The sequence below is a fragment of the Telluria sp. ZB4P36 genome (genome assembly GCF_059685865.1).
The window spans coordinates 19,383-44,093 of sequence record NZ_JCASIE010000009.1 but is presented as its reverse complement, the minus strand read 5'-3'; the positions used below and the strand labels follow the sequence as shown (position 1 = coordinate 44,093).

At 65.5% G+C, this 24,711-nt stretch carries 29 protein-coding genes and 1 tRNA gene; 12 read left to right on the top strand and 18 right to left on the bottom strand.

Annotated features, from left to right (window positions below; genetic code table 11):
* The first annotated feature begins 7 nt into the window (after nt 1-7).
* Together AC56LK_RS13660 and AC56LK_RS13655 are read left to right on the top strand one after the other, a co-directional pair.
* Complete coding sequence (locus AC56LK_RS13660; protein ID WP_497185042.1) at nt 8-1,000, top strand: arginase family protein; 993 nt, start codon at nt 8-10, stop codon at nt 998-1,000.
* Nucleotides 1,001-1,049: 49 nt separating this feature from the next.
* Entirely contained in the window at nt 1,050-1,502 is a 453-nt protein-coding gene (locus AC56LK_RS13655; protein WP_497185041.1) for a GNAT family N-acetyltransferase, read from the top strand.
* 348 nt (nt 1,503-1,850) lie between these two features.
* On the opposite strand, the gene AC56LK_RS13650 is transcribed toward AC56LK_RS13655, so the two are convergent.
* Both AC56LK_RS13650 and AC56LK_RS13645 read right to left on the bottom strand, forming a co-directional pair.
* Nucleotides 1,851-2,285 (bottom strand): FKBP-type peptidyl-prolyl cis-trans isomerase, encoded by a 435-nt coding sequence (locus AC56LK_RS13650; RefSeq protein ID WP_497185040.1) that lies wholly within the window; start codon nt 2,283-2,285, stop codon nt 1,851-1,853.
* Nucleotides 2,286-2,389: 104 nt separating this feature from the next.
* Nucleotides 2,390-4,267, bottom strand: a complete 1,878-nt coding sequence (locus AC56LK_RS13645) for a potassium transporter Kup (RefSeq protein ID WP_497185039.1) — start codon at nt 4,265-4,267, stop codon at nt 2,390-2,392.
* Nucleotides 4,268-4,432: 165 nt separating this feature from the next.
* Between AC56LK_RS13645 and rarD the strand changes: the two genes are divergently transcribed.
* The 4 genes from rarD to AC56LK_RS13625 all read left to right on the top strand — a co-directional run bounded on the left by rarD (nt 4,433) and on the right by AC56LK_RS13625 (nt 8,441).
* Entirely contained in the window at nt 4,433-5,311 is an 879-nt protein-coding gene (rarD, locus tag AC56LK_RS13640; RefSeq protein WP_497185038.1) for an EamA family transporter RarD, read from the top strand.
* Between the two features lie 84 nt (nt 5,312-5,395).
* Nucleotides 5,396-7,063 (top strand): energy-dependent translational throttle protein EttA, encoded by a 1,668-nt coding sequence (gene ettA / locus AC56LK_RS13635; protein WP_497185037.1) that lies wholly within the window; start codon nt 5,396-5,398, stop codon nt 7,061-7,063.
* 294 nt (nt 7,064-7,357) lie between these two features.
* Nucleotides 7,358-7,774, top strand: coding sequence for a helix-turn-helix domain-containing protein (locus AC56LK_RS13630; protein ID WP_497185036.1), 417 nt, complete (start codon nt 7,358-7,360; stop codon nt 7,772-7,774).
* Nucleotides 7,775-7,907: 133 nt separating this feature from the next.
* The gene (locus tag AC56LK_RS13625; protein ID WP_497185035.1) at nt 7,908-8,441 is read left to right on the top strand and encodes an REP-associated tyrosine transposase; all 534 of its coding nucleotides are present in this window, start codon (nt 7,908-7,910) and stop codon (nt 8,439-8,441) included.
* Nucleotides 8,442-8,493: 52 nt separating this feature from the next.
* Here AC56LK_RS13625 and AC56LK_RS13620 read toward each other — a convergent pair whose 3' ends face one another.
* From AC56LK_RS13620 to AC56LK_RS13580, 9 genes are all read right to left on the bottom strand, one after another.
* Nucleotides 8,494-9,066, bottom strand: a complete 573-nt coding sequence (locus AC56LK_RS13620; protein ID WP_497185034.1) for a porin family protein — start codon at nt 9,064-9,066, stop codon at nt 8,494-8,496.
* A 171-nt stretch (nt 9,067-9,237) separates the two neighbouring features.
* The gene (locus AC56LK_RS13615) at nt 9,238-9,834 is read right to left on the bottom strand and encodes an alpha-ketoglutarate-dependent dioxygenase AlkB family protein (protein ID WP_497185033.1); all 597 of its coding nucleotides are present in this window, start codon (nt 9,832-9,834) and stop codon (nt 9,238-9,240) included.
* 184 nt (nt 9,835-10,018) lie between these two features.
* Nucleotides 10,019-10,381, bottom strand: coding sequence for a hypothetical protein (locus AC56LK_RS13610; RefSeq protein ID WP_497185032.1), 363 nt, complete (start codon nt 10,379-10,381; stop codon nt 10,019-10,021).
* A gap of 132 nt (nt 10,382-10,513) precedes the next feature.
* Nucleotides 10,514-10,891, bottom strand: coding sequence for an MAPEG family protein (locus AC56LK_RS13605; protein WP_497185031.1), 378 nt, complete (start codon nt 10,889-10,891; stop codon nt 10,514-10,516).
* A gap of 8 nt (nt 10,892-10,899) precedes the next feature.
* Entirely contained in the window at nt 10,900-11,730 is an 831-nt protein-coding gene (locus AC56LK_RS13600) for a Rossmann-like and DUF2520 domain-containing protein (protein WP_497185030.1), read from the bottom strand.
* A 1-nt stretch (nt 11,731) separates the two neighbouring features.
* The gene (locus AC56LK_RS13595) at nt 11,732-12,310 is read right to left on the bottom strand and encodes a DUF924 family protein (protein WP_497185029.1); all 579 of its coding nucleotides are present in this window, start codon (nt 12,308-12,310) and stop codon (nt 11,732-11,734) included.
* Between the two features lie 49 nt (nt 12,311-12,359).
* Entirely contained in the window at nt 12,360-13,103 is a 744-nt protein-coding gene (locus tag AC56LK_RS13590; RefSeq protein WP_497185028.1) for an MgtC/SapB family protein, read from the bottom strand.
* A gap of 9 nt (nt 13,104-13,112) precedes the next feature.
* Nucleotides 13,113-13,379, bottom strand: a complete 267-nt coding sequence (locus tag AC56LK_RS13585; RefSeq protein WP_436108567.1) for a hypothetical protein — start codon at nt 13,377-13,379, stop codon at nt 13,113-13,115.
* On the bottom strand, nt 13,379-15,211 hold the full coding sequence (locus AC56LK_RS13580; RefSeq protein WP_497185027.1) for an aminopeptidase P family protein: 1,833 nt from the start codon (nt 15,209-15,211) through the stop codon (nt 13,379-13,381). The genes AC56LK_RS13585 and AC56LK_RS13580 overlap by 1 nt, the downstream gene beginning before the upstream one ends.
* 172 nt (nt 15,212-15,383) lie before the next feature.
* Here AC56LK_RS13580 and AC56LK_RS13575 point away from each other — a divergent pair, with 172 nt between their 5' ends.
* Both AC56LK_RS13575 and AC56LK_RS13570 read left to right on the top strand, forming a co-directional pair.
* On the top strand, nt 15,384-15,734 hold the full coding sequence (locus AC56LK_RS13575; protein ID WP_497185026.1) for an MmcQ/YjbR family DNA-binding protein: 351 nt from the start codon (nt 15,384-15,386) through the stop codon (nt 15,732-15,734).
* A 76-nt stretch (nt 15,735-15,810) separates the two neighbouring features.
* Entirely contained in the window at nt 15,811-16,437 is a 627-nt protein-coding gene (locus AC56LK_RS13570) for a hypoxanthine-guanine phosphoribosyltransferase (RefSeq protein WP_497185025.1), read from the top strand.
* Between the two features lie 14 nt (nt 16,438-16,451).
* Here the strand turns inward: AC56LK_RS13570 and AC56LK_RS13565 are convergent, their stop codons facing one another.
* The 5 genes from AC56LK_RS13565 to AC56LK_RS13545 all read right to left on the bottom strand — a co-directional run bounded on the left by AC56LK_RS13565 (nt 16,452) and on the right by AC56LK_RS13545 (nt 20,620).
* Nucleotides 16,452-17,405 (bottom strand): NAD(P)H-dependent flavin oxidoreductase, encoded by a 954-nt coding sequence (locus AC56LK_RS13565; protein WP_497185024.1) that lies wholly within the window; start codon nt 17,403-17,405, stop codon nt 16,452-16,454.
* 82 nt (nt 17,406-17,487) lie between these two features.
* Nucleotides 17,488-18,405 carry an MBL fold metallo-hydrolase gene (locus tag AC56LK_RS13560; RefSeq protein ID WP_497185023.1) on the bottom strand — a complete coding sequence of 306 codons (918 nt, stop codon included), beginning with the start codon at nt 18,403-18,405 and terminating at the stop codon, nt 17,488-17,490.
* 1 nt (nt 18,406) lies between these two features.
* Nucleotides 18,407-18,613 (bottom strand): DUF1289 domain-containing protein, encoded by a 207-nt coding sequence (locus AC56LK_RS13555; RefSeq protein WP_497185022.1) that lies wholly within the window; start codon nt 18,611-18,613, stop codon nt 18,407-18,409.
* Nucleotides 18,613-20,076, bottom strand: a complete 1,464-nt coding sequence (locus tag AC56LK_RS13550) for a UbiA family prenyltransferase (RefSeq protein WP_497185021.1) — start codon at nt 20,074-20,076, stop codon at nt 18,613-18,615. The genes AC56LK_RS13555 and AC56LK_RS13550 overlap by 1 nt, the downstream gene beginning before the upstream one ends.
* 82 nt (nt 20,077-20,158) lie before the next feature.
* On the bottom strand, nt 20,159-20,620 hold the full coding sequence (locus tag AC56LK_RS13545) for a thioesterase family protein (RefSeq protein ID WP_497185020.1): 462 nt from the start codon (nt 20,618-20,620) through the stop codon (nt 20,159-20,161).
* Between the two features lie 118 nt (nt 20,621-20,738).
* On the opposite strand from AC56LK_RS13545, the gene AC56LK_RS13540 reads away from it, so the two are divergent.
* Together AC56LK_RS13540 and AC56LK_RS13535 are read left to right on the top strand one after the other, a co-directional pair.
* Nucleotides 20,739-21,170, top strand: coding sequence for a CopG family transcriptional regulator (locus AC56LK_RS13540; protein ID WP_497185019.1), 432 nt, complete (start codon nt 20,739-20,741; stop codon nt 21,168-21,170).
* Nucleotides 21,171-21,192: 22 nt separating this feature from the next.
* Complete coding sequence (locus AC56LK_RS13535; RefSeq protein ID WP_497185018.1) at nt 21,193-22,401, top strand: extracellular catalytic domain type 1 short-chain-length polyhydroxyalkanoate depolymerase; 1,209 nt, start codon at nt 21,193-21,195, stop codon at nt 22,399-22,401.
* Between the two features lie 2 nt (nt 22,402-22,403).
* Here the strand turns inward: AC56LK_RS13535 and AC56LK_RS13530 are convergent, their stop codons facing one another.
* Nucleotides 22,404-22,589: a cysteine-rich CWC family protein gene (locus AC56LK_RS13530; protein WP_497185017.1), complete on the bottom strand. Its 186-nt coding sequence runs from the start codon at nt 22,587-22,589 to the stop codon at nt 22,404-22,406.
* Nucleotides 22,590-22,725: 136 nt separating this feature from the next.
* On the opposite strand from AC56LK_RS13530, the gene argB reads away from it, so the two are divergent.
* Nucleotides 22,726-23,655, top strand: coding sequence for an acetylglutamate kinase (gene argB, locus AC56LK_RS13525; protein WP_436108555.1), 930 nt, complete (start codon nt 22,726-22,728; stop codon nt 23,653-23,655).
* Nucleotides 23,656-23,697: 42 nt separating this feature from the next.
* Nucleotides 23,698-23,772 (top strand) — tRNA-Thr (locus tag AC56LK_RS13520).
* 21 nt (nt 23,773-23,793) lie between these two features.
* On the opposite strand, the gene AC56LK_RS13515 is transcribed toward AC56LK_RS13520, so the two are convergent.
* Nucleotides 23,794-24,684 carry a TraB/GumN family protein gene (locus AC56LK_RS13515; RefSeq protein WP_497185016.1) on the bottom strand — a complete coding sequence of 297 codons (891 nt, stop codon included), beginning with the start codon at nt 24,682-24,684 and terminating at the stop codon, nt 23,794-23,796.
* Nucleotides 24,685-24,711 lie beyond the last annotated feature (27 nt).

Genomic DNA, 24,711 nt, shown 5'->3' with positions numbered 1-24,711 from the left:
GGGCGGGGTGCTCACTTTTTATAACGAACACCATGCCCACGGAATGGGCAGCCGGGATGCACCGGGGGCGCTGGCCTCGGTGCTGGCGGAGTTGGAACGGCGCGGCCTGGGCCGCATCGTGACGCCGCACGGCGTGCCCCTGGTGTCGCTCGAACGCGTGCACACGCCGCGCTACCTGCACTTCCTGCGCACCGCATGGAGCGAGTGGGTGGCGCTCGATCCCGCCAATGCCAGGCGCGAGCTCTTGCCCTCGACTTGGCCGGCGCGCGGCATGCGCGACGATGTCGAGCCGCGCGATTTGCATGCGCGCGTGGGCCTGTTCGTTTCCGACGCGCGCTCGCCGCTCACCAGCGGCACCTGGACCGCCGCCAAGACCGGCGCCGACTGCGCGGTCAATGCCGCGCACGCGCTGCGCGTGGGCGAACGCGGCAGCTTCGCCCTCACCAGTCCGCCCGGCCACCATGCGGGCACCGACTGGTGCGGCGGCGGCGGCTTCCTGAACAATGCGGCGCTGGCAGCCCAGCACCTGCGTGACGACGGCCTGGAGCGCGTCGCCATCCTCGACATCGGCCTGCACCACGGCCACGGCACCCAGCAAATCTTCTATGGCCGCAGCGACGTGCTGTTCATCTCGCTTCACCTCGATCCACGCACCGCCTATCCGTTCTACGCCGGCCATGCCGACGAAACCGGCGCCGGCGCGGGGCTCGGCTATACGATGAACCTGCCGCTGGACGCGGGCAGCAGCAGCGCGCAGTGGTTCACCGCGCTGGAAACGGCCTGCGTCAAGCTGGCCATGTTCCGCCCGGAGGCGCTGGCGGTATCGCTCGGCGGCGGCCTCGGCGCCGGCTTCGGCCTGCAGGGCGGCGACTTCCTGCGCATCGGCGAGCGCATCGCCCACCTGGGGCTGCCCACCACCTTCATGTTCGAGGACCTGCAGGCAGCCGCCCCCGGCCTCGACACCGTGAACGTCCTCGAAGGCTTCGAAACCGCCGCCTGAGCGCGGCATCCCCTACCTGCTCACCACACGCACATATCACGCACCTACCATGATCGACTGGCAGTTCTCCCATTTTAATGAGCTCTCCCCCGCCGACCTGTACGAAGTACTGCGCCAGCGCCAGGACGTCTTCATCCTCGAACAGACCTGCCTTTACCCCGACATCGACGGCCTCGACCCGGTGGCGCACCACCTGCTCGGCTGGCGCACGATCGCCGGCGAGCGCCGCCTGGCCGCCTACCTGCGCGTGCTCGGACCCGGCGTGAAGTACGACGAGATGTCGCTCGGCCGCGTCATCACCACGCAAGCCGCGCGCGGCACCGGGGCCGGACGCGCGCTGCTGGAACGCGGCATCGCCTGCGCGGAAAGCCTGTACCCGGGCCACCGCATCCGCATCGGCGCCCAGCAGTACCTCGAGAAGTTCTACGCCGGCTTCGGCTTCGACACCGTCTCCGCACCGTATGACGAAGACGGCATCATGCACATCGATATGCTGCGCTAGCGCACGGGCTGGGAAATCCTTTTTGCATCCGGCAGGCGGTATACCGTACTCATCGGCGCGGCTGCGCCGCCAGCCGGCCGGCAATGCACACGACCAATGTCGCCAGCAACAACCAGCTGTCCGGCTCAGCCTGCGCGGGCCGAAGCGGCAGGCAAACGGCGGCAGGCGCAATCGGTGCGCCGCCGAGGAAGAGCAACAGGACAGGAAGGAAATGCATAGCGGGCGCACCGGGAGGATCAACGGGAACAGCAAGCATCGGGCATATGGCGGCCCGGCCTGTGCGCCAGCTCAGGCGTGCGCGCAAAAAAAACCGGAGCGGCGCGCCCCGGTCTCTCTTGGCTTGCCGTGTTACTCCACCTTGGTCAGGGTGATTTCGAAGACCAGGCCATTGTTGCCCGGAATACCGTTGGAGCCACCGGCGCCGTAGCCGAGGCTGGCCGGCACTTCGATGGTGCGCTTGCCGCCGACCTTCATGCCGCTCACGCCCTGCTCGAAGCCCGGGATCACGGCATTGGTGCCCAGCTTGAACGAGAAGGAATTCGACTCCAGGCGGGTGCCCTTGTGGTCGGCCGTCGTGGCGTTGTACAGCCACAGGGTGTAGGTGACGGTGGCGGTCTTGCCGCTGACGGCTTCGGCGCCGGTACCGAGCACGTCATCTTTCTTGACCAGCGAGGTCGGGTTGTTCGGGTTCGTCACAGGTGCGCTGGAATCGCCACCGCCGCCGCAGGCGGTCAGGCTGAGGATGGCGACGAAGGCGGCGATCAGGGGGAACTTCAGCTTCATGGATGGTCCTTATGGGAGATGCGGGAAAGAATAAAGCGAAACACCGCACCTTAGCTCATCCGTTCGTCACCGTGTGTCCACCCTTTGTATTTTTCTGTAATCGACTAAATCTCTACTTGCGTACCCAGCTCGATCACGCGGTTCGGCGGGATCTGGTAATAGTCGGCGGCGGCGCGGGCGTTGCGCGACAACATCACGAACAGGTGCTCGCGCCATGGCGCCATGCCGCGGCCCGGGGTCGAGATCACGGTCTGGCGCGCGATGAAGAAGGAGGTCTCCATCATCTCGAAGCTCAGGCCCAGCCCGGCGCACTGGCGCAGGATGCCCGGAATGTCCGGCTCGTCCTTGAAGCCGTAGCGAACGTTGAGCTGGAAGCAGTTGTGGCCGAGTTCCACCACGTCGACCTGCTGCTCCACCGGCACCCAGGGTTCCTCGAGCATGTACACCGTCAGGAACACGACGCGTTCATGCAAGACCTTGTTATGCGAGAGGTTGTGCAGCAGGGCGTGCGGCACACCGTCGCTTTCGCCGCGCAGGAACAGCGCGGTGCCGGGCACGCGCGCGGGCGGCGCCACGAACAGCGATTCCATGAAGGCTTCCAGCGGAATCGCATGCTTTTCCAGGTTCTCGAACACCAGTTCGCGGCCGCGCTTCCAGGTCAGCATCAGGGTCAGCAGGATCGTGCCGAGCAGCAGCGGGAACCAGCCGCCGTGGAACAGCTTGAGCGAGGTCGACGCGAACAGCAGGATGTCGATCACCAGGAAGAAGCCGGTTGCCAGCAGGCATACCGCCAGCGGCAGGCGCCAGCGGTAGCGGGTCACGAAGAAGGTCAGGATGGTGGTCGCCATCATGGTCGCGGTCACCGCGATGCCGTAGGCGCCGGCCAGTTCGTCCGAGGAACCGAAACCGATCACCGCGATCAGCACGATCGCCAGCTGCGCCCAGTTCACGGCCGGGATGTAGATCTGGCCGATCTCGCTTTCCGAGGTGTGCAGGATGCGCATGCGCGGCAGCAGGCCGAGCGCGATCGCCTGCTTGGTCATCGAATAGGTGCCGGAAATGGTCGCCTGCGACGCGATCACGGCCGCCATGGTCGACAGGATCACCAGCGGGATCACGCTCCAGGTGCCGAGCTGGTGGAAGAAGGGATTCTCGACCGCGGTCGGATCGGTGATCAGGAGCCCGCCCTGGCCGAGGTAGTTCAGCACCAGCGCCGGAAAGGCGATCGCGAACCAGGCCAGGCGGATCGGCTTGCGCCCGAAGTGGCCCATGTCGGCGTACAGCGCCTCGGCGCCGGTGATCGCCAGCACCACCGCACCCAGCGCGACGAAGGCCAGGAATTTGTTATCGAGCATGAAGCGCAGCGCATGCCAGGGATTGAGCGCTTCCAGGATGACCGGAGCGGCGATGATGTTGATGACGCCCATCACGGCCAGCGTGATGAACCAGACCAGCATGACCGGCCCGAAGAAGCGGCCGATGCCGGCGGTGCCGTGGCGCTGCACGCTGTACAGGGCCACCAGCACGACCACGGCCAGCGGCACCACGTAGTGCGACATACCCGGCGCCGCGACTTCCAGGCCTTCGATCGCACCCAGCACCGAGATCGCCGGCGTGATCACGCTGTCGCCGTAGAACATGGTGGCGCCCAGTACGCCGATGACGAGCAGGGGGAAATACCAGCGCGAGGCCTTCGATACCGAATTGGTGGCCAGCGCCATCAGGGCCATGATCCCGCCTTCGCCGCGATTATCGGCGCGCAGCACCAGCGTGACGTACTTGAGCGAGACGATGATCGTCAGGCTCCAGAAAATCAGGGAGATGATGCCGAGGATGTTGGGGGTGCTGAGGGGGAGGCCGTGCTCTTCGTCGAAGATCGCACGCAGAGTATAGAGGGGGCTGGTGCCGATATCGCCGTAGACGATGCCGACGGCGGCCAGCGTCAGTGCCGCGACGCTGCTCTTCTTGTTCTCGGTACTCAAGGTTTCACCATTGTTCTGTTCTTGGTGCAGCGCACCATAGAATAAGGACAAGAAAATTGCAAGAAAATTTCGTATTGCATCATACACCTGCCAAAAACCGGTCGCCGCTGCAGAGATATTGCGCATCAGGGATAATGTGACCCCAGCAATCGCCCCCCTCTTCCCATGCGCTCCGGTATCCTGTCCGCCGCCCTTGCCTTCCTGTGCTGGGGCCTGTTCCCTATTTATTTCCACGCGCTCGGCGACGTGCCGCCGACGCAGATCCTGGCGCACCGGGTGCTGTGGTCGCTCGCTTTCCTCCTTCTCGTGCTGGGCTTCCGGCGCCAGTGGAAATGGCTCGCCATCGTGCGACAGCCGCGCGTCTTCTGGAGTTTCGTCGCGTCCGCCGTCCTGCTCTCGGCCAACTGGCTGGTCTACATCTGGGCGGTCAAGAACGGCCACGTGATCGAGGCCAGCCTCGGCTACTTCATCAATCCGCTGGTGAACATCATGTTCGGCTATCTGCTGCTGAAGGAACGCATGCGCCCGGCGCAGTGGGGTGCGATCGCGATCGCGGCGCTGGGCGTCGGCTGGCTGACCTGGCAGTCGGGCACGGTGCCCTGGATCGCCCTGTTCCTGGCCGCCTCCTTCGGCGGCTACGGCCTGCTGCGCAAGACCGCGGCGCTCGGCGCGCTGGAAGGCCTGTCCTTCGAGACCATGGTGCTGTTCCCGTTCGCGGCCGCTTATGTCGGCTGGCTGACCGTGAACGGCGATAACGCCTTCCTGAATGCGCCGCTGGAGGCGACCCGCGTCCTGCTGATCATGGCAGGCCCGATCACGGCGATCCCGCTGCTGCTGTTTGCCGCCGGCGCGCGCAAGATCCCGCTGTCGATCCTGGGCCTGCTGCAATACCTGTCGCCGACCATCCAGTTCGTGCTGGGCGTGTGGCTGTTCCACGAAGCCTTCAGCAGCGACCGCCTGGTCGGCTTCCTGATGATCTGGGCCGCGCTGGCGCTGTTCGGCGGCGAGGGCCTGTGGCGCAGCCGACCATCGAAGAGCGCCTGATTTCTCCGCCCGGACGCAAAAAGCTCGTGTCCGGCGCGGGTTCTGTCGTATCCTGTGCACCTTAAACAACACCAGAGTCAAAGCATGGCCAATTACGTCTATACCATGAACCGCGTGGGCAAAATCGTCCCACCGAAACGCCAAATCCTGAAAGATATTTCCCTGTCCTTCTTCCCGGGTGCCAAGATCGGCGTGCTGGGCCTGAACGGCTCGGGCAAGTCGACCCTGCTGAAGATCATGGCCGGCATCGACACCGACATCCAGGGCGAAGCGCGTCCGATGCCGGGCCTGAACATCGGCTACCTGCCGCAGGAACCGCAGCTCGATCCGGAAAAGACTGTGCGCCAGGAAGTGGAATCGGGCCTGGGCGAAGCCTTCGAAGCCCAGGCCAAGCTGGAAGCCGTGTACGCCGCCTATGCGAAAGAAGACGCGGACTTCGACGCCCTCGCCAAGGAGCAGGAGCGCCTGGAATCGATCATCGCCGCCGCCGATGGCGGCAACCTGAACCTGCAGATGGAAATGGCCGCCGACGCGCTGCGCCTGCCGCCGTGGGACCAGAAGATCAGCGTGCTGTCGGGTGGTGAAAAGCGCCGCGTGGCGCTGTGCAAGCTGCTGCTGTCCAAGCCGGACATGCTGCTGCTCGACGAACCGACCAACCACCTGGACGCCGAATCGGTCGAGTGGCTGGAGCAGTTCCTGCTGCGCTTCCCGGGCACCGTGGTGGGCATCACCCACGACCGCTACTTCCTCGACAATGCCGCCGAGTGGATCCTGGAACTGGACCGCGGTTCGGGCATCCCATGGAAGGGTAATTACTCGTCCTGGCTGGACCAGAAGCAGGCACGCCTGAAGCAGGAAGAAGCCACCGAATCGGCGCGCCAGAAGGCCCTGCAGAAGGAACTCGAATGGTCGCGCCAGAACCCGAAGGCACGCCAGGCCAAGTCGAAGGCCCGCCTGGCCCGCTTCAACGAGCTGAGCGAATACGAATACCAGAAGCGCAACGAGACCCAGGAGATCTTCATCCCCGTGGCCGAACGCCTGGGCAATGAAGTCATCGAGTTCAAGAACGTCTCGAAGGCCTTCGGCGACCGCCTGCTGATCGACAACCTGTCCTTCACCGTGCCGCCGGGCGCGATCGTCGGCATCATCGGCCCGAACGGCGCCGGTAAGTCGACCCTGTTCAAGATGATCGCCGGCAAAGAGCAGCCGGACAGCGGCGAAGTCGTGATCGGCAAGACCGCCAAGGTCTCGCTGGTCGACCAGCACCGCGACGAACTGGCCAACAACAAGACCGTGTTCGAAGACGTCACCGGCGGCGCCGACATGCTGTCCGTGGGCCGCTTCGAGATGCCGTCGCGCGCCTACCTCGGCCGCTTCAACTTCAAGGGCTCGGACCAGCAGAAGGTGGTCGGTAACCTGTCGGGCGGTGAACGCGGCCGCCTGCACCTGGCCAAGACCCTGCTCCAAGGCGGCAACGTCCTGCTGCTCGACGAACCGTCGAACGACCTCGACGTGGAAACCCTGCGCGCGCTGGAAGACGCCCTGCTCGAGTTCGCCGGCAGCGTGATGGTGATCTCGCACGATCGCTGGTTCCTGGACCGCATCGCGACCCACATCCTGGCATTCGAAGGCAATTCGCAGGTTACCTTCTTTGACGGTAACTACCAGGAATACGAGGCCGACAAGAAGAAGCGCCTGGGCGAAGAGGGCGCCAAGCCGAAGCGTATCCGCTACAAGCCGCTGACGACCTGAGCTCAGCAGTAAGTGTTTGTTTCATAAATAAAAACCCCGCTCATGCGGGGTTTTTTTATTCCCGGAAACGAACGCGACTAACTCAAGGCCGTGTGTAAAATCTTTATCGATGAGGCCTCACGAGCCTGGCTGTCCGCTGCAATATGGCGTCGACTGACGGTCTACCCCGTCGTCGAAAAGATAGACAGAAATGTAAATAAATAAGGATAGAGGCGCTTGCTTATGCCGCCGTACAGGACGAGACGGCCACGTACGGCATTCCAGAAGCATGGCTGCCAGGGCGCTTACTCAACCATGCTTCTGTCGCACCGTATCCGGCTCGACCCTGCGCCTAAACAGGGTAAATATTTTTCGCAGGTAGCTGGGACAGCGCGCCGGGTCTGGAACTGGGCGCTGGCAGAGTGGCAGCGCCAAGCCGCTGCCGGCATGCGTCCGAACGCAATGGCACTTAAAAAACAATTTAACGCAATCAAATACGCTCATCCCGACTGGCTCGATGCCGAAGGCGGGCCTTGGCTCCATAGCATCCACCGCGACGCCCATGCGCAGCCGTGCGCGCATCTGGCCCGTGCTTGGAGCCGCTACTCCGCGCAACGCCGGGCAGGCGTAACGGCCCATCCGCCCGTGTTCAAGAAGAAAGGTCGCTGCCGCGACAGCTTCTATGTCGCCAACGACAAGCTCCGGCTTGACCCGTGGCGAGCCAAACGGTGACGTTAGGCACTGCTGCCGGAATGGTTCCGGCGGGAGGCGGGAAAGTGACGCCTGCCAGATACGAACACGGTCGACAGGACGGTTCGGAACAGGAAGGGGACGGCACATATGCGCACGTTTTCGATAGCAGCCTATGATTGATTACCGCGACAACCGCGTCCCGGGCGGGACGTTTTTTTTCACGGTGCGCCTGCTCGAACGCGGCAGCACCCTGCTGACAGACCATATCTCCGCCTTCGGCGAAGCCATGCGCCTGGCACGCGTACGCAAACCCTTCCACGTCGATGCCTGGACGGTCCTGCCGGACCACGCACATGCGATGTGGACATTGCCGCCGGGCGATCACGACTGCTCGAGCCGCTGGCGAGCGGTCAAGATCGCCTTCTCCAAGGCCTTGCGCAAGTCCACGGTGCCGGATGCCAACGATGGCGCGATCTGGGAACGCCACTACCAGCACTACCGGGTCGGCGACGACGACGAGTACGCGGCCCTGATCGACTACACCCACACCGATGCCTTCCGCCACGGTTTCTGCAGCCACCCCCGCGAATGGCCGTGGTCCTCGCTGCACCGCTTCGTCAGCGCCGGCCACGCGATGCCGGCGCCGCAACTGATCGTGCCGCCCTGGGTGCACCGTCCGCAGCCGCACGGCTTTGCGCGGCTGTGACCGTCAAAAGCAAAAGGCCCCGCAGGGCCTTTTGCTTTGATGCTGCGAACGCTTAGAAAGCGTATTTCGCGCCGATGGTCCAGACATCGGCCTTCGCGCCGAAGTCCTTGCTCTTGCCATAACGCTCATATTCGCCGATCAGCGACACGTTCTGGTTCAGCTTGTACTCCGCGCCGAGTGCGCCATAGGCTTCGGTTTTGCTGCGGCTCATGTTTTGCACGGCATTGAGCGTCTCCAGCTCGCTCTTGGTACGGGCCGCGCCCAGTTTGCCGTACACCGAGAACTGCTCGTTCACCGGCATGGTCGCCTTGGCGGCCAGGTAGACCGCGTGGCCATCGGTCTCACCGCGGACCTTGGTGCCGCCGATGGCGTAGTTCACGTCCGATTTACGGAAGTCGGTATAGCCCGCTTCCACGCCCCAGGTCTGGTTGAACTCGTAGCCGCCGAAGAGCTTGCCGGAAGCCTTGTAGCCTTCGGTATCGGCATTCGAGGTGCCGGAGAGCTTGAAGTCATGGTCGGCACTGGCGATACCGGCGCCCACATAGGCGCGCGGTGCGGCAGTCTGGGCCTGGGCCGCCGACATGGCGGCTGCGGATGCGATCAATACAACGAGAAGCTTTTTCATTACGCGAATCCTTTGACTGGTTCGCGATTCCCAATGAATCGCGATGTAGCCAACATAGCATTCGTTTCTCTTAATAAAAGGCCTGAAACCCGTAAGAACTGTAAGAAAATGTAACTTTCTGACCCGCGGGTTAGATATTTTTATTAAAAAATCATGAAAATAACGCGGCAGTTAATCGATTTTACGAAAAGTTAGGTTGATGCGCGGTCCAAGCGGACGTGCCGTTTTGTTGATGCCATGCATCCAGTTGGCCTGCATGGCACCGGCCATGAACAGCAGGCTGCCATCGGTCAGCGGCAGTTTCAGGGTCTCTTTGGTGAGCTTGTGGCGCAGGATGAAAGGCCGGGTGGCACCGAAACTGACCGAGGCGATGGCGGGCTCGGGCCCCAGCTCCGGTTCGTCGTCGCTGTGCATGCCCATGCTGTCGCGGCCGTCGCGGTAATAGTTCAGGAGCACGCTGTTGTAGTGCCGGCCGGTGGCTGCTTCGGCAGCTTGACGGATGGTGTCGAGCAGGGGCGTGAACGGCAGCGGCGCCAGGCTCAGGCCGGAGTAGCGATAGGCCTTGTCACCATGCCAGGCGCTCAGGCGCGGCTGCAGGTGGCGCTTGCCGTAGACGATCACGGTTTCTTCGCGCCAGGCGGTTTCGGCGCACAGGCGCGCCAGCACCTCCTCGTTCGGCCAGGGCAGCGGCAACTGGGGCAGGAAGGCCAGTTCGCCGCCACGGATAGGGATGCGGGTCAGCCTTGAAGCTGAGGTAAATAAATCCATTGTCTTGTTTCATGGCTATGATGACGCATTCCCGTCACCACATCATTTTCACATGGACAAACGTCACTTCCTCGGCGCTGCGACGGCAAGCAGTGCCCTGCCCGCCGTCGCAGCGCGGCCGGTCAATGAACGTTTCGCAGCTTGCCCCTGGGCGCTGTACCAAATCGAGGTACAGGCCTAGGTATCAGGCGTAGGCTTCGGCCAGACTCATGACGCGCGGCGTCACGCTGACGCCGAGGTTGCCGAACAGGGTTTCGAGCGCGGCCAGGTTGGCGGCGCACTCCTCGGCTTTCCAGCCGTTGAACAAGTCGGTGCCGTCCTTCTGGAAGTGCAGGTCCAGCACCTTGCCCTTGTCCTTGTGAACATAGCCCTGCTGATGGGTATTCTTGAAGCCGAGTTCGGCCAGGCCCGCCAGCACGGTTTGCGGCGGATTGTCCGGATCCGTGGCCAGGAAGACACCGAAAGTCTTGCCCGGCGGCTTGGCGGCGACATCGACATCGTAGATGCCCGGGGCCTTGGTGACGCTGGTGCTCTTCAGGAACAGCATGTGATCTCCTTCTCCTGTTGCCGTCCGGCGGCGTCGGCGCAAAGGCGCGGCTGGCGGATCGGTTGGTCGTTGTAGCATCACAGCTTATTGCTCTCTGGGAACTTTGTCGATCAATCTCTGCGCTTTTTCGCTTTAGCGCAGCAATAGACCCCAAACAGTGCCGCCAATTAACAACGCACAAGCCAGCATGCCCGTAATAAAACCGATTTCCCGCCGCGCCGGATCGCGGTAATAGCCGAGCGCGTAGGCGATGCGGCCCAGGCACCACAGCAGGCCGCACGCCGCCGCCCACAGGTCCCCCAGGTAGAAGGCGCACAGCCACAAGGGCACCAGCAGCAGCGGCAGCTGTTCGAGGGTGTTGGCCTGCACCCGCTGGCAGCGCAGGAACTCTTCGGGGCCGTCCATGATCGGTGCCGGAATGTCGTGGCGGATGCGCGCGCGGCCGGCGTTCACGCCGGTCCAGAAATACACGCCGAGTGCGGCCAGGGTGGCCCAGGCGGTGAAAAACATCGAAGCTCCTATGGTTGGATCAACTTGCGGCGTGCCAGGTCGGCGGTCGGCGCCACCAGCGCTTCGTACAGGCGGCCGGTAGCGGGATCCCAGCGCGTGACGGCGTCCTGCTGGCGCGCCACGGTGGCGAAATCGCCGCGCGCGACGGGACCGCTGAGCGCCGCCGCGGGGCCGATGCGGAACACGTTCGCCAGGGCCTCGGTGGCCAGCGGCCGCGCCAGTTCGCGCGCGACGTCTTCCGGCACCCCGGCGGCCGCGTAGGCGCGCAGCGCCGCGTCGACTACCGTCACCAGGTAATTCGACGCGAACACGGCGGCCGCGTGATACACGGTCTTCGCGGCCGGATCGATGCGCACCATCCGTGCGCCGATCGCCGCGAACGCCGGTTCGAGCAGGGCCAGCGCCGCGGCGTCGCCCTCGATGCCGCAGAAGGTGCCGGCGAAGTCCGCCGCCACCGCCGCCGGATCGGCGAAGCTGCGCACCGGATGCACGCTCGCGACCAGGGCGCCGGCGTCGCGCGCCGCCGCCAGTTCGGCGGAGGCCTTGGCGCCGCTGCAGTGGAACACCACCGCTCCCGCCAGCGAATGGGCTTGCGCCAGCGCGGCGCAGGCCGGGGCGATCGCGTCGTCGCCCACCGCCAGCATCCACACCGGGGCCGGGCGCAGCTGGGCCATGCCGGCGCAGGCGCGGCCGGCGCCGATGAAGGCCACCGCTTCCCGGGCGCCGGCTTCGCTGCGGGTCAGGACATCCTGGATCGCGAAGGCGCCCGTGCCGGCGAACAGGCGTCCGAGCGCGCGGCCGACGTGACCGGCGCCGACCAGGTTCAGCGTCGGCGCCACGTCAGAAGCCGGCCCCGGGCAGCGCCAGGTAGGCCAGCTCCTCGGGGTTCGAGGCGCGGCCGAGGATGACGTTCCGGTGCGGGAAGCGGCCGAAGCGGGCGATCACGCCGCGGTGGCGGTGCGCATAATCGAGCGCCTCGCCGAAGCCTTCGTGCTGGGCGGCCAGCTCGGTGAACAGGGTCACGGCCTGTTCCTGCATGCGCGCGTCTTCCGCATGCTCGAAGGGCAGGTAGACGAACTGGCGTTCGACCGGCGTGAGCGCCAGGTGCTCGCCGGAGTCCACCAGCTGGCGCGCCGCAAGCAGCGCCAGGGCGTCGCCGCCGAAGGATTCGGGCTTGCCGCGGAAGGCGTTGCGGGTGAACTGGTCGAGCACGAGGATGCGCGCGAGGGTGCCGCGCGGCCCCTGCTCGTCCCATTCGCGCAGCCCGCCGGCGACGGCTTGGACAATCAGGCCGCCGAAGCGTTCGCGCAGTGCGGCATCGAAGGCCTCGTCCTTGCGGAACCATTCGATGCGCTGTTTGCCGTGGCCCGGGCTGCCTTCCGGCAGGAACCAGAAATCGAGGACGTCTTGTGCTTGCATTGATGAACCCCAGTAATGGATAAAGCGCGTTATTATTGTTGATCTTTTATTAATTGCGGGCGTGGGACAGCTGGAAGGCTTCCAGTCCCTCGAAGGCCGCCAGCTCCTGGGCCAGCTCCGACAGCGGCGCGCCGCTGCGGTTCGACAGCGCCAGCGCCACGAAGCGCCATTCCTGGCGTCCCTCGTCGCTGCTGATCGTGAGCGAGCTGCCGGCGATCTCGTAACCGCGCTCGAGCGCGGCCTGGCGCAGCACTTCTTCGCGCGGCAGCACCTGCGGCTTGAAACGCATGCGCACCGCCACCGCATGGCGCGCCGGCAGGATGGTCTCGAGGCGGTTCAGGTAGATCATGATCATGCCCGAGAAGAAGGCCAGGCCCATCGCCGCCAGGTAGAAACCGACGCCGACCAGGATGCCGATCGCGGACGAGGCCCAGATCGAGGCCGCCGTGGTGAGGCCGCTGATGTTGAAGCCTTCGCGCATGATGACGCCGGCCCCGAGGAAGCCGATGCCGGTCACCACGCCCTGGATGATGCGGGTCGGGTCGACCGGCGCCAGCACCCCGCCATGGCCGCCGTACCAGAAATCAGGATAGCCGGCCAGGATGGTCAGCGCGGCCGAGGCCATGCACACCAGACCGTAGGTGCGCATGCCCGCGGCGCGGCCGTGGTAGGCGCGTTCGTAGCCGACCAGCAGGCCGAGCGCCAGCGCGCCGGCCAGGTGCAAGAGGATCAGGCCATTGGTATGGATGCTGGCTTCGGACCAGTAGGCGGCAAGCAGGGAGTTAGGCGGCATGGATCGACGTCACGCTCCCGGCTTCTTGCGCACCAGCTGCTTTTCGAAGGCCTCGTCATGCTTGCTGATGCGTTTGACCTCCTGCGGACCGAGGCCGTTCACGAAGGCGACGAAATCGTCCAGCTCGAGCGGCGCATTCAGCGCGGGCGCGCCGGGCGCCTCGGACAGGTAGAACAGGCCGTCGCCGGTGCGCGCCATCGAGTAGGCGCTGTTCCCGGTGCGCTTCTTGAGGCGCTCGACCGCCGCGCTGGCGCGGGTGGAACGGGAGCTGGCCATCAGATCGCCTCCGTGCGCTTGAAGAGCCAGTCGCGTGCCGCGCCGCGCACGTGCGGCTCCAGGCGTGCGCGCACGGTGGCGTGGTAGGCGTTCAGCCACGCGATCTCGTCCTCGCGCAGCAGGGCGCGCTCCAGCGGGCGAGTATCGATCGGGCACAGGGTCAGGGTTTCGAAGCCCAGGTAGTCGCCGAACTCGGTGGTGTCGACCAGCTGGTTGAGCACCAGGTTCTCGATGCGGATGCCCCAGCGTCCCGGGCGATAGATGCCCGGCTCGATCGAGGTGATCATGCCCGGCTCCATGGCGGTATGCGGGTCCGGCGGCACACTAGGGGAAATCGTCTGCGGGCCTTCGTGCACGTTCAGGAAGTAGCCGACCCCGTGACCGGTGCCGTGGCCGTAGTCGATGCCGGCCGCCCAGATCGGCGCACGCGCGATGGCGTCGAGCAGCGGCGCGCGGGTGCCGCGCGGGAAGCGCGTCGCCGACAGGTTGATCAGGCCTTTCAGCACCAGCGTGTAGTCGCGCTTCTGGGCGCTGGAAGGGGTGCCGACCGGGATCACGCGCGTGATGTCGGTGGTGCCGCCCAGGTACTGGCCGCCCGAGTCGATCAGGAGCAGGCCGTCGCCTTCGATGACGGCACAGCTCTCTTGCGCGGCGCGGTAGTGCATGATCGCGCCGTTGGCGTTGAAGCCGGCGATGGTCGAGAAGCTCGGGCTGATGAAGTTCGGGCGGCGCGCACGGGCGGCCGTGATGTGGGTGTCGATCGCCACTTCGTCCAGCGGCATGCGGGCAGCCGACGCACGGCCGGCGTTTTCCAGCTCGGGCTCCAGCCAGGAGAAGAATTCGCACAGCGCCGCGCCGTCCTGCTCCATGGCGGCGCGCACGTTCACCGCTTCGCTGTCGAGCTTGCGCGACTTGGCGAAGGTGGTCGGGTTGATCGCTTCGACGACATTCACGCCCTGGGCCACCGCGGCGCGCATGCCGGCCGTCACGCGGCGCGGGTCGAGCAGCAGGGTGGCGCCGTCCGGCAGCGCCGCCAGCGCGGTGGCGGCATTCGCGTAAGGCGCCAGGTGGACGCCATCGGATTCCAGGCGCGCGCGGACGTCGTCCGGCACCTTGCCTTCGCCCACGAACAGGGTGGCGTCGGCGCGGCCGATCAGCGCATGCGCCAGGAACACCGGGTTGAAGCTGACGTCGGCGCCGCGCAGGTTGAACAGGTAGGCGATGTCGTCGAGCGTCGAGATGAAATGGAAGCCGGCGCCATGCTGCTCCATCGCGGCGCGGGTCGCGGCCAGCTTGTCGGCGCGGCTCATGGTCGCATAAGGCGGCAGGTGCTCGAACACCGGATCGCCCGGCAGCGCCGGACGGTCCTGCCAGACTTCGTCGAGCAGGTCGATGTCGGTGCGCAGCCGGATGCCCTTGGCGGAGAGCGCGTCCGACAACAGGCGCGCACTGGCCAGGCCGAGCACGCGCGCATCGACGGCGACGGTTTGCCCGGCGTTCAGGTTGGCGGCCAGCCAGTCGACGTGCATCTGGCTCGCCGCGCCCGGGATCTTCATCAGCGCGATTTCGCTGCCGGCCAGCTCGGTCTCGGCCTGGGTCCAGTAGCGGCCATCGGTCCACACGCCCGTGAAACCCGCGGTGGCGATGAAGGTGCCGACCGAGCCGGTGAAGCTGGAGAGCCACTCCCTGCCCTTCCAGTGCCCGGGCAGGTATTCCGACAGGTGCGGATCGCTCGACGGCACGACATAGGCGTCGATGCCGGCGCGCGCCATCGCGCTGCGCAGTTGGGCCAGGCGTTTGCTGCGGGCTTGTTCGAATTCGGGAGTGGACATGGCTTGGTCGTTCGTTGTTTTCCAAGCCACGTATGATACGCCGCAATGCGCCCATGTGGCGCTCCGGTTTATTGCATGGCGTCAACTAAAGGCCGCCATCCGGCCCGGCGCGCGCTACAATGGCGCGCACATGAACCACACGACCGGCTTTGAAGCCGGCACAGGAGACACCATGGATTTTGAAGCGGCCAAGGCCCTCTGCCGCAGCCTCCCCGGCTGCACCGAAGACACCAAGTGGGACCACGACACCGTCTTTTCGGTCGGCACCAAGATGTTCGCGGTGACCAACAAGGACGGTCCCTCGACCGGATTCAGCCTGAAGGCCGACGACGAGCGCTTCCTCGAACTGACCGACCGGCCCGGCATCCTTCCCGCGCCCTACCTGGCCCGCGCCAAGTGGGTCTTCGTGACGCCGGAAGCCCAGCTCGACGACGAGGAGTTCGCCGCCCTGCTGCGCCGCTCCTACGAGCTGGTATTCGCCAAGCTCACCCGCAAGCTGCAACGTGAAATCACAGGCAGCTGATTCCAACAGGAACGCGCCCGCGTACCCGATTGGCGCATAATCGAAACGCCATCTTTACACCAGAAGACAGAACAGCATGCAAGACTACCACCATGACCGCGCCCGCGCGCTTCTCGCCAACGCCACCCAGATCGTCACGCCCGAAGAAGTCCAGGCCGCGGTGGCACGTGTCGCCGACCAGCTCAACGCGCGCTTCGGCAATCCCCAGGACAAGGCCTTCCCGCTGGTGCTGGGCGTGATGGGCGGCGCCGTCGTGTTCACCGGCCACCTGCTGCAGCAGCTCGACTTCCCGCTCGAATTCGACTACATCCACGTCAGCCGCTACGGCGACGCCGACCAGGGCGGCCAGATCGTGTGGAAGGTGATCCCGCGCCAGGACGTGGCGGGCCGCACCATCGTCGTGGTCGACGACATCCTCGACGAAGGCGAGACCCTTGCCCACGTCAAGCAGCGCCTGCTCGACATGGGCGCGGCCGAAGTCATCGTGGCGGTGTTCGCGGACAAGGACCTCAAGCGCGCCAAGCCGATCAAGGCCGACCTGGTCGGCCTGACCCTGCCGAACGAGTTCGTGGTCGGTTTCGGCATGGACGTCTACAACTACTGGCGCAACCTGCCGGGCCTGTGGTCGATCAACCCGGACGACCTGAGTTCGGCCGAACCGGCGCCGCCGTTCCCGACGCCGGACGCCAAGCGCCTGGATTAAGCGCGTTACGCGCTCTAAAGCGCCAGGCGCGCACGCGCGGCGGCGTATTCCGCCTTCAGCCGCTCGACCATCTCGGCCACCGTCGGGACGTCGTCCATCAGGCCCACGCCCTGGCCGGCGCCCCAGATGTCGCGCCAGGCCTTGGCGCTGGCCGAGCCGAAGCTCATCTTGCTCTTGTCCGATTCCGGCAGGTTGTCGGGATCGAGTCCGGCCGCGACGATCGACTTCTTCAGGTAGTTGCCGTGCACGCCCGTGAACAGATTCGTGTACACCACGTCGGCCGCGGTCGATTCCACGATCGCATCGCGGTAGGCGTCGGTCACGTTCGATTCCCTGGTCGCCAGGAAGCGCGAGCCGATGTAGGCGAAGTCGGCGCCCATCGCCTGCGCCGCGAGGATGGCGTCGCCGGTGGCGATCGAGCCGGACAGCGCGATCGGCCCCTTGAAGAACTTGCGCACCTCGCCCACCAGGGCGAAGGGCGACAGCGCGCCCGCATGGCCGCCGGCGCCGGCCGCCACCAGGATCAGGCCGTCCACGCCGGCTTCCAGCGCCTTTTCCGCATGGCGGATCGAGACCACGTCGTGCAGCACGATGCCGCCGTAGGCGTGGACCGCGTCCAGCATCTCCTTCGGCGGCGCGCGCAGCGAGGAGATGATGATCGGCACCTGGTGCTTCACGCAGACCTCGACGTCGTGGGCCAGGCGGTCGTTCGACTGGTGCACGATCTGGTTCACCGCGATCGGTCCCACCCTGGCGCCCGGGTTGGCGGCCTGGTAAGCGGCCAGCTCTCCCTGCAGCTCGGTCAGCCAGGTGTCGAGCAGCTCGGCCGGGCGCGCATTCAGGGCCGGGAAGGAACCGACGATGCCGGCCTTGCACTGGGCCGCCACCAGCGCGGGTCCGCTGGCGATGAACATCGGCGAGGCGATGACGGGGAGGGACAGGTTTTGCAGCGCGGGTGGCAGCGTCATGGAAGGCTCTCGATAATCGGTTGATCAAATCACTCAGGGCATTATGCCGTGAAAAAAGAACGATCGTGCTAGATTTTTGACTCTAAACATCCACTAACTGGTTTCCCGCGACGCGGGCGGCGCCGGCGCGCAGCAGCGCAGCCACGGCCCACTGCGCCAGTTCCTCCCGGCCGCGGCCCAGCAGCTTCACGCGTACGCGCTCGACCAGCGGGATCGCGGCCAGCACTGCGGGCAAGGTGTCGAGCGGCAGCGCGCGGCGCTCCAGCAGCAGGAACTTGAGCAGCACCTTGACCGCGTTTTCCCCGTTGCGCACCGGGTCGGCGCTCAGGTAGTCGAGGCGCGAACGGGCCCGCGCCAAGGCCCCGGCCACGTCGCCGAACAGTGCCCCATGGCCGGGAATGACGACGCGCGCATCGAGGGTGGCGATCAGGTCGAGCGTCGCGCCGGCTTCCTCGAAACCCGGCTCGCCGCTGAGCTCCGGGAAAATCACGCCGAAGCCGTTTTCCCACAGCGCGTCGCCGGAAATCAGGATGCCCTCGTCTTCGCAGAAGAACAGCAGGGCGTGCGGATCGTGGCCGGGCGCCGCCATGACCGTCCAGTGCAGGCCGCCCAGCACCGGGCGATCGCCCGGCGCCAGCGTCGCGTCGAAGGAAAAGCGCGCGCACTGCTGGCCGGTAGCGCGGTAGCTGAGCGCCTCTTCGTCCCAGGCCGCGACCTTGGCCGCATCCAGCGCCGGAATCGCGATATGGCAGCCGTAGGCGGCCGCCAGCAGCGCATTGCCGCCGCAGTGGTCCGAGTGCAAATGGGTATTGAGCAGGCGCTCGAGCGGCCGCCCGCCGAGGGCCTGGCGCACCAGCGCCAGGGTCTGCGGCGCGTGGGTGACATAGCCGCTGTCGACCAGCGCCGTGCCTTCGCTGTCCGTGAACAGGATGTTGTTGGACGAGAGCCAGCCGCGCTCGAAGACCTGGATCGACGATGGAAGCGGCAGGCCCGGGCTCACCTCAGCCCCAGTCGATCTCGGCTTCGCGGCGCCGGATCTCGGTCCAGACGGCGCGCTTGTAGTCGTCGCCGGCACTGCCCCAGGCGACGATCTCCTCGATCGTGCGCAGGCAGCCCCGGCACAGGCCGGTGTCGGGCTCCATCTGGCACACGTTGATGCAGGGTGAAGGGACGGGGCTTTGCAGTTCGGGTTCCAGCGTCAGGGGCATCAGAGTACGGCGTTAAAGTCTAAAAAATAAGCGCAGGCCATGATAGCGCCCATGGCGAAAACCACCATCCGGCTGCCGCGGTCCTTGAGCGCATACAGGACCGGGTCGTCGTCCATCTCATCGCGCCCGGTCTTGATCCACAGGCGTCCCAGCCAGTAGATCAGCAGCGCCGCCGCCGCCCACAGCAGCGTCGGGCTGGCGTAGCGCGCCTGGGTCTCGGGTGCATTGATGTAGAGGCCGAACACGACCACCGCCGACATCGCCGAGGCCAGGCCCATCGGCCACAGCACGGCCAGGTCGGCCACGCGGTAGTCGCGTCCGCGCGTGCTGATACCGCCGCTGCCCTGCAGCGACTTGAGTTCCGAGCAGCGCTTGACCAGCGCCAGGCTGAGGAACACGAACAGCGAGAAGGCCAGCAGCCAGGAGCTGGTGTGGATGCCCACCGCCACCGAGCCGGTGACGATGCGCATGGTGTACAGGATCGACAGCGCCATGACGTCGACCAGCACGTATTCCTTCAGGCTCCAGCTGTAGGTGGTGGTCATCACGACGTAGGCCAGCAGCATGCCGGCAAAGCCGGCGTTGACGGTGAAGGCGAGCCCGAACGCAATGAGCATCAGGACCACGGCCGCCGCGACACCGGAGGGAATCGGCAGCACCCCGCTGGCGAAGGGACGCAGGCGCTTGCGCGGATGCAGGCGGTCGTTGCCGAGGTCCCACAGGTCGTTGGCGATGTAGGTGGCGGAGGCGGCCAGCGAGAAACACAGGAAGGCCAGCAGCATGGTGGCGATATCGGCTGGTGCGAACGAGAACGCGGTCAGCATCGGCACGAACAGCAGCACGTTCTTGGCCCACTGGTGCATGCGCAGCGCCTTGCGCCAGACTTTCAGGCCGGCGGCCGGGCGGGCGAACTCTTTCTCGACCACGTGCTTGCTGCGCACCTGGCGCGCCAGCGATTCCGAGGCGCCGACCAGCAGGGCTGCCTGGGCGCCTTCCCAGACGGCCAGGTCGGCCGGGCTGTCGCCGGCATAGGCGAAATTCGGACCCACTTCCTCGCGGATGGCGGCCAGCTTGTTGCTGCCCTTCAGGTTGCGGCTGCTGTCGCTTGCCAGCACGCGGTCGAACAGGCCGAGGTGGGCGGCCACACCGTCGGCAATGCTGTGGTGGGCGGCCGTGGCCAGCACGATCTCGCGTCCGGCCGCTTTTTCGGCACGCAGGTAATCGAGCAGCTCTTCGCGGTAAGGCAGCTGTTCCGCCGGCACGCTGACGCGCTGGGCGATTTCCGATTTCAGGGTTTCGCGGCCGCGCAGGAGCCAGAACGGCAGGTGCAACAGGCTGAGGGGCGACTGCCGGGCCAGCAGGAGAACGGACTCGACCAGGGTATCGGTCAGGGTCAGGGTACCGTCGAGGTCGACGACCAGCGGCACGGCAGCGGCATCGCGCTCAGCCCGTTGAGAATTCAACATACACACCTAGAAAAGATAACAACGACATTCCACTATGCATGAATGTCAGGAGAGGGTCAATTGTAATTTTGGTAACTAATTATTGCGCGTCAATGACATCCTCTGATTGTGTGAATTGCGCAACGTGCTCGCGCTTGCGCGCCAGCCGGGCAACAAAACGTTCCGGATCGATCAGATGCCGCTCGTGCACCCCCTCGCACACCTTCTCCACCTCGTCCCAGGCCTCGACCCGGAAGCGCACCCGCCTGCCATCCACTTCCAGCACCTCGCCGCGGATGGTGAGCGTCATGCCCGGCGGCGTCGGCGCCAGGTGCCGGAATTCGACCAGCGTGCCCAGGCTCTGCTCGCGCGGCCAGTCGACGAAGGGCATCAGGCCGTGCAGGCAGGCCAGTTCCATCATGCCGACCAGGTAGCCGGTGGCCAGCACCTCCGGCATGTCGCGGCAAAACGGCGTGTCGTGGTAGAGCTCGGGGACGCTGGCCCGCCGGGGAATCGTATAACGCCATTCAAAACAATGGCCGAGTTGTATTTCTGCACGCATGTTCGCAGATTAACGCAGCCTGTCGCATTTAGGGTGTTCTCATTCAAATGATCGGCGTACACTCCGCAGACCATCCAGCTGGATGGTGCAAGCGTGGCGTAAGGAAGCGAAGGGCATCATGACCAGGGAAGTAATGAAAATGGCAGCACGGGAACCGGCGCGTCCGGCGGATTCGGAAAAGATCACGATCAACCTGGGGCCGATCGACCTCGGACAGATCGACCTGCTGGTGAGCGAAGGCTTCTACGCCAACCGTTCCGACCTGATCCGCACGGCGATCCGTAACCAGCTACTGACGCACGCCGACGTGGTGCGCCAAACCGTGGCGCGGCGCAGCCTGGTGCTCGGCCTGCACCATTACACGCGCGCCGACCTGGAGCGGGCCCGCGAAGCCGGCGAACGCCTGCAAATCCAGGTACTGGGGCTGGCCAGCATTGCCCACGACGTCCCGCCCGAACTGGCGCTGGATACCATCGAATCAATCGTCGTCCTGGGGGCGCTGCATGCCAGCAGCGCGGTCAAGACGGCACTTGCCGGGCGCATCGAGTGATCGCGCCGGCCAAAGGACAAGCATGAAATTGAATCTCCACCTGCTCGCGCAGATGCGCAAGGCCACCAGCGCCTTGCTGAAGAAAGGGCCGGTGGACACCACTGCCATCGTCCAGGAAGCGATGAAGCACGCCACCGCCTACCAGCGCCCTAGCCCGGCCCCCGGCTCGCCGCCGCCGATGCGCGACATCAATCCGCCGCCGCAGGGCGCGGCTGCCAACGACGACACCCGCCAGGAAGCCGCGCGCGAACGGGTCGCCACCGATGTCGTCCCCGACATGCTGGCCAACCTGCAGCGCACGATGGAATCGGTGCGCGAACAGTTCGGCGGCCTGAATGGTGGACTTGGCGGGCTCGGAGGCCTGGGCGGCACCGGCACTGAAACCAGCAACCCCTGGCCGGGCAGTTTCAGCAGCGGCAGTTTCACCAACGAAGCCGGCACCCGCGACTACAAGCTGTATGTGCCGAGCACGCTGACGGAGGCGCCGGCCGCCCTGGTCGTGATGCTGCACGGCTGCACCCAGAATCCGGACGATTTCGCACACGGCACGCAGATGAACGCGCTGGCGGAAGAACTGGGCTGCCTGGTCGTGTACCCGGCGCAGTCGCAGGCGGCCAATCCCTCGCGCTGCTGGAACTGGTTCAACGAGACCGACCAGCAGCGCGACCGCGGCGAGCCCTCGATCATCGCCGGCATCACCCGCGACGTGATGGCGCGCCATGCGGTCGACGGGCGCCAGGTCTTCGTCGCCGGACTGTCGGCCGGCGGCGCCATGGCCACCATCATGGGCACCTTGTATCCGGAGCTGTATGCCGCCGTCGGCGTCCACTCGGGGCTACCGTTTGCCGCGGCCAAGGACCTGCCGTCGGCGCTGGCGGCGATGAAGGGAGATTTCCGCCGCAGCCAGGCGCCGGGACGCACGGTGCCGATCATCGTGTTCCACGGCGACCGCGACACCACCGTCCACCCTGCCAACGGCGACGAGCTGGTGGCCCAGGTGCGCGCCAAGGGTGCGCGCCGGACGGCGGTGGAGCCGGGACAGGTGCCGAACGGCCACGCCTACACCCGCACCATGCACCACCACGACGACGGCAGCGTCCACGCCGAACACTGGCTGATCCATGGGGCAGGCCACGCTTGGTCGGGCGGCGATGCGCGCGGCAGTTATACCGATGGCAAGGGGCCGGATGCGAGCCGCGAAATGATGCGCTTCTTCCGGACGCAGCGCTGATCCTAGGGCACCCGGCGTTCCGCCTGCTCGGCCTCGATATGGGCGCGCAGGCAGGCCGGGCACCAGCAGCCGGCGGCTTCCCGCGGTACGGGAACAGCCGGCGGCAAGGCGGTGCACCAGCAGGGTTCAGGGCTGCCCTCGACCATGGCGCAGCCGAATTCGGCGCCGCAGCGCGTGCAGGTGCTCATCGTTTGCTCCAAGTGGAAACGTTCATTGTCCGGTACGGCAAGGATCAGGCCAATAAAATACAACAAAACGCCATATAATCAGCACAAGTCATTCCCTGTTGCCTTAAAATCTTGCGACATTTATTTTGGACCCTCCATGAACGCTACCCTGAGCAGCCTGAATCCCGACGACCAGCCCAACGACCTGACCAAGGTATCGCCGCAGATCAAGGCACAGATCCTGGCCGAGGCGCTTCCGTACATCCGTAACTTCCACGGCAAGACCATCGTCATCAAATACGGCGGCAACGCCATGACCGACGAGCGCCTGAAGCACGGCTTCGCGCGCGACGTCATCCTGCTCAAGCTGGTGGGCATGAACCCGGTCGTGGTGCACGGCGGCGGTCCGCAGATCGACAATGCGCTGAAGAAGATCGGCAAGCAGGGCAGCTTCGTGCAGGGCATGCGCATCACCGACGAAGAGACCATGGAAGTGGTCGAGTGGGTGCTGGGCGGCGAGGTCCAGCAGGACATCGTCATGCTGATCAACCACTACGGCGGCCAGGCGGTGGGCCTGACCGGCAAGGATGGCGGCCTGATCCGTGCACGCCGCATGGCGATGCCGGACAAGGAAAAACCGGGCGAATTCCTGGACATCGGTTTCGTCGGCGAGATCGAGGCCATCAACCCGGCCGTGGTCAAGGCGCTGCAGGACGATGCCTTCATCCCGATCATTTCGCCGATCGGTTTCGGCCAGGACGGCCAGGCCTATAACATCAATGCCGACGTCGTCGCCGGCAAGATCGCCGAGATCCTGAAAGCCGAAAAACTCATCATGATGACGAATATCGCCGGCGTGCAGGACAAGACCGGCAAGCTGGTCACCGACCTGTCGGCGCGCGAGATCGACGAGATGTTCGAAGACGGCACGATTTCGGGCGGCATGCTGCCGAAAATCTCGTCCGCCCTGGACGCGGCCAAGTCGGGCGTGAACACCGTCCACATCATCGACGGCCGTATCGAACACAGTTTGTTGCTGGAAGTCTTGACCGAACAGGCTTTTGGCACTATGATCCGGTCTCACTAAATTTTTTGTGGCGGAAACTCCGCCACAAGAGACGACCTGAATGCCCTTGTAGCTCAGTGGTAGAGCACTCCCTTGGTAAGGGAGAGGCCACGTGTTCAATCCACGTCAAGGGCACCACTCTCCTCCCGCAGTACTCCCCTAGTAAATTCGCTCCACCTTGATGCCGCGCTTGCGCAGCAGCTCCGGCAATCCGCGTTGTCCCAGCAGGTGCAGCAAGCCCACCGCCACCACCGCATTGTCTTCGCGCGCCAGCAGCGAGGCGACCTTGTCCGCCATCGGTCCGTTGCGCTCGTCGAGCAGGATGTCGCGCATGAACTTCCCGGTCAGGCTGTCGTCGCTTTCCACCCGTTGCATCAGGCCGTCCTGGGCCTTGCGGTCGGCGCGCTCGTAGGCTTCGAGCATCTCGCGCGTCTCGCGCTGCTGGCGGCCCGAGGCCATGTTGTCCAGGGTTTCTTCCAGCAGGCGCCATTGCGCCTCGTCCGGCAGGCGGTTCAGCAGCGAGGCCTGGTACTGCATCGTCTCCAGTTCGGCGACGCGGGTCTTGCCCTGGCGCGCCAGCGTGGCAAGGTGTTCGTCGACGCTGAGCGTCGGGTCGTAGCCCAGCTTGACGGTGTCGAGCACGGCCAGCATCGTCACCAGCATCCAGGGCTTGAACTGCGCGACCGCGGCCGGATCGATCCCCTGCTTCCTGAGCGCTCCTTCGATGCGCGCGCGGCGCTCCGGCGCCAGGACCGCATAGCCCGGGCTGCCGGGCGCGAACATGCCATGCTGCCGGACCGCAGCCGCGATAGCGTCGGGATTGCCCGCCATGTCGATTTCCAGCACCAGCGTCGGGGCGGCCGCCATTGCCGCCCGAATGCGCGGCTCGAGGGGATAGAAGTCGGCGCGGCCGACGTGCATGGTGCCGTACAGGTACAGCGTCCTGCCTTTGTCGCTGGCCTTGAACAGGGCCCCCCGTTCCGCTGCCAGCGCCTGGAAGGCCAGCAGGAACAAGCTGAAGAACACCACTATAATCGGACGTCGCCGCATTCATTTCTCCCTGTTGTGCTTTAAATC

What these genes read in the sequence shown, in the direction of transcription:
- AC56LK_RS13615 (WP_497185033.1), bottom strand. Translation starts at nt 9,834, where the DNA reads ATGGATTTATTTACCTCAGCTTCAAGGCTGACCCGCATCCCTATCCGT.
- AC56LK_RS13610 (WP_497185032.1), bottom strand. Translation starts at nt 10,381, where the DNA reads ATGCTGTTCCTGAAGAGCACCAGCGTCACCAAGGCCCCGGGCATCTAC.
- argB (WP_436108555.1), top strand. Translation starts at nt 22,726, where the DNA reads ATGAACGCTACCCTGAGCAGCCTGAATCCCGACGACCAGCCCAACGAC.
- AC56LK_RS13575 (WP_497185026.1), top strand. Translation starts at nt 15,384, where the DNA reads ATGGATTTTGAAGCGGCCAAGGCCCTCTGCCGCAGCCTCCCCGGCTGC.
- AC56LK_RS13530 (WP_497185017.1), bottom strand. Translation starts at nt 22,589, where the DNA reads ATGAGCACCTGCACGCGCTGCGGCGCCGAATTCGGCTGCGCCATGGTC.
- AC56LK_RS13535 (WP_497185018.1), top strand. Translation starts at nt 21,193, where the DNA reads ATGAAATTGAATCTCCACCTGCTCGCGCAGATGCGCAAGGCCACCAGC.
- AC56LK_RS13540 (WP_497185019.1), top strand. Translation starts at nt 20,739, where the DNA reads ATGACCAGGGAAGTAATGAAAATGGCAGCACGGGAACCGGCGCGTCCG.
- AC56LK_RS13655 (WP_497185041.1), top strand. Translation starts at nt 1,050, where the DNA reads ATGATCGACTGGCAGTTCTCCCATTTTAATGAGCTCTCCCCCGCCGAC.
- AC56LK_RS13630 (WP_497185036.1), top strand. Translation starts at nt 7,358, where the DNA reads ATGCTTCTGTCGCACCGTATCCGGCTCGACCCTGCGCCTAAACAGGGT.
- AC56LK_RS13565 (WP_497185024.1), bottom strand. Translation starts at nt 17,405, where the DNA reads ATGACGCTGCCACCCGCGCTGCAAAACCTGTCCCTCCCCGTCATCGCC.
- AC56LK_RS13620 (WP_497185034.1), bottom strand. Translation starts at nt 9,066, where the DNA reads ATGAAAAAGCTTCTCGTTGTATTGATCGCATCCGCAGCCGCCATGTCG.
- AC56LK_RS13515 (WP_497185016.1), bottom strand. Translation starts at nt 24,684, where the DNA reads ATGCGGCGACGTCCGATTATAGTGGTGTTCTTCAGCTTGTTCCTGCTG.
- rarD (WP_497185038.1), top strand. Translation starts at nt 4,433, where the DNA reads ATGCGCTCCGGTATCCTGTCCGCCGCCCTTGCCTTCCTGTGCTGGGGC.
- AC56LK_RS13625 (WP_497185035.1), top strand. Translation starts at nt 7,908, where the DNA reads ATGATTGATTACCGCGACAACCGCGTCCCGGGCGGGACGTTTTTTTTC.
- AC56LK_RS13650 (WP_497185040.1), bottom strand. Translation starts at nt 2,285, where the DNA reads ATGAAGCTGAAGTTCCCCCTGATCGCCGCCTTCGTCGCCATCCTCAGC.
- AC56LK_RS13555 (WP_497185022.1), bottom strand. Translation starts at nt 18,613, where the DNA reads ATGCCCCTGACGCTGGAACCCGAACTGCAAAGCCCCGTCCCTTCACCC.
- AC56LK_RS13605 (WP_497185031.1), bottom strand. Translation starts at nt 10,891, where the DNA reads ATGTTTTTCACCGCCTGGGCCACCCTGGCCGCACTCGGCGTGTATTTC.
- AC56LK_RS13585 (WP_436108567.1), bottom strand. Translation starts at nt 13,379, where the DNA reads ATGGCCAGCTCCCGTTCCACCCGCGCCAGCGCGGCGGTCGAGCGCCTC.
- ettA (WP_497185037.1), top strand. Translation starts at nt 5,396, where the DNA reads ATGGCCAATTACGTCTATACCATGAACCGCGTGGGCAAAATCGTCCCA.
- AC56LK_RS13595 (WP_497185029.1), bottom strand. Translation starts at nt 12,310, where the DNA reads ATGCAAGCACAAGACGTCCTCGATTTCTGGTTCCTGCCGGAAGGCAGC.
- AC56LK_RS13545 (WP_497185020.1), bottom strand. Translation starts at nt 20,620, where the DNA reads ATGCGTGCAGAAATACAACTCGGCCATTGTTTTGAATGGCGTTATACG.
- AC56LK_RS13590 (WP_497185028.1), bottom strand. Translation starts at nt 13,103, where the DNA reads ATGCCGCCTAACTCCCTGCTTGCCGCCTACTGGTCCGAAGCCAGCATC.
- AC56LK_RS13570 (WP_497185025.1), top strand. Translation starts at nt 15,811, where the DNA reads ATGCAAGACTACCACCATGACCGCGCCCGCGCGCTTCTCGCCAACGCC.
- AC56LK_RS13580 (WP_497185027.1), bottom strand. Translation starts at nt 15,211, where the DNA reads ATGTCCACTCCCGAATTCGAACAAGCCCGCAGCAAACGCCTGGCCCAA.